Genomic DNA, 1,480 nt, shown 5'->3' with positions numbered 1-1,480 from the left:
GGGGGGGGCGGAGACGAACGCAGCCCGTCCCCTGCGGTCGCTGTTGCGGTGGCGGGCTTCTAGAGCCGCGCCGTGCTCCGCTTCCGCCTCGTCGACACGGAGGCCGGGAGGCGTAGGTAAGGGGACCATCAGACCACTGTGCGGCCCGGCCAGTCGCTGTAGCGGGTCTCGCCAAGGATCGCGTCACTGCCCGGCACCAGAGTTCCCTCGCTCAGTTCGGCCCCGAAGTAGCGGGCGTGCGGGTCCGTGACGACCTCACGCGGGTCGTTGCGGGCGGTTAGGGCCTGCCGGAAGAACTCGTCCATCCGGAACCGCTCGGGCCCGGCGACCTCGACCCTGCCGTTCAGCGGCGCCCCGGTCGAGATGCGGCCCACCGCCTGCGCGACGTCGTCGCCCGCGATGGGTTGAAAGAGCACCGGGGCCAGCCGGACCGTGCCGCCGACGGTGGCGTCGTCGGCGATGCTCGCGACGAACTCGAAGAACTGGGTCGCGTGCACGATCGAGTACGGGATCGAGGATTTCCCGATCAACTGCTCCTGAGCGACCTTCGCCTGGAAGTAGCCACTCTCGGGCAGTCGGTCGGTCCCCACTACCGAGAGTGCGACGTGGTGGGCGACGCCGGCTGCGGCTTCGGCGGCGAGCAGATTGCGCGTGGAAGTCTCGAAGAACCGCATCACCGCGCTGTCCTCGAAGGACGGCGAGTTCGATACATCGATCACCACGGACGCGCCGGCCAGCACGCCGGTGAGTCCTTCGCCGGTGAGGGTGTTGACCCCTGTCGTCGGTGCTGCAGCCACCGTCTCGTGGCCGTGCCGGGCGAGTTGCGAGACGAGTTTCGAACCGATGTTGCCGGTGCCGCCGATTACGACGATCTTCATGGCGAACCTTCCCGTTCGCCGGGCACCGGCCACCGCTGACACTGGGCAACCCCTGTGGCGGTGGCGGCTCCGGCGAACTTCTTCACGTCGTCCGTTGAGGGAGTGAGGTACGGGGCGACAAGTCGCCGGGGAACTCGTAGGTCCCGGTCAGCGCCTCGGAGTTGCGGTACTTCTTCGCGTTGGAGCGGATCACCGAGGGCGGCATCAGGTGGCCCTTGCCGCCCATGATGAACAGCAGCGGCGCCCGGTCGTCCGGTCCAGGTTCTCGACCACGTCGCTGAGATGGTCGAGGGTTTCGGGGACAGATGCCGCGGCGATGATCTCGGGCTTCTCACGCAGCGCCTCCACCTCGATCCCGAACCCCGGGTACGTCGGCACGACCACCTCGTAGCCCTTCGCCCGGTAGTACTGCACCCAGCGATCCCGGCTTCTGGCGGTCATCCAAAGCCCGTGGATCAGCACGATCGGCGGGGCAGTGGTCGTCGGCTCGCTCATGGCCCTCCTTACCTATTCCAGGGCCGTAACAATCCTCGACCTCGGACAACGGTCGTACAACCGCAGCGATGATGTGGCGGCCCGCCGGCGCACGCTCTGCACCGCCG

At 68.0% G+C, this 1,480-nt stretch carries 3 protein-coding genes; all 3 read right to left on the bottom strand.

Annotation, left to right across the window (positions count from 1 at the left end; all coding sequences use genetic code 11):
• Positions 1 to 128: 128 nt before the first annotated feature.
• A complete protein-coding gene (locus LE181_RS31810) occupies positions 129 to 878 on the bottom strand; it encodes an SDR family oxidoreductase (RefSeq protein ID WP_225665091.1) in 750 nt (249 codons plus the stop codon).
• A gap of 82 nt (positions 879 to 960) precedes the next feature.
• Positions 961 to 1,104, bottom strand: coding sequence for a hypothetical protein (locus LE181_RS31805; protein WP_225665089.1), 144 nt, complete (start codon positions 1,102 to 1,104; stop codon positions 961 to 963).
• Positions 1,083 to 1,373, bottom strand: a complete 291-nt coding sequence (locus LE181_RS31800) for an esterase/lipase family protein (protein ID WP_225665087.1) — start codon at positions 1,371 to 1,373, stop codon at positions 1,083 to 1,085. The genes LE181_RS31805 and LE181_RS31800 overlap by 22 nt, the downstream gene beginning before the upstream one ends.
• Between the last annotated feature and the right edge of the window lie 107 nt (positions 1,374 to 1,480).

The organism is Streptomyces sichuanensis (assembly GCF_020328095.1).
In the GTDB taxonomy this organism is placed as follows: Bacteria; Actinomycetota; Actinomycetes; order Streptomycetales; family Streptomycetaceae; genus Streptomyces; species Streptomyces cinnamoneus.
This window is presented reverse-complemented; position numbering and strand designations above follow the sequence as displayed.

Coding starts and splice junctions, on each gene's coding strand:
- LE181_RS31810 (WP_225665091.1), bottom strand. CDS start 878: ATGAAGATCGTCGTAATCGGCGGCACCGGCAACATCGGTTCGAAACTC.
- LE181_RS31805 (WP_225665089.1), bottom strand. CDS start 1,104: ATGGGCGGCAAGGGCCACCTGATGCCGCCCTCGGTGATCCGCTCCAAC.
- LE181_RS31800 (WP_225665087.1), bottom strand. CDS start 1,373: ATGAGCGAGCCGACGACCACTGCCCCGCCGATCGTGCTGATCCACGGG.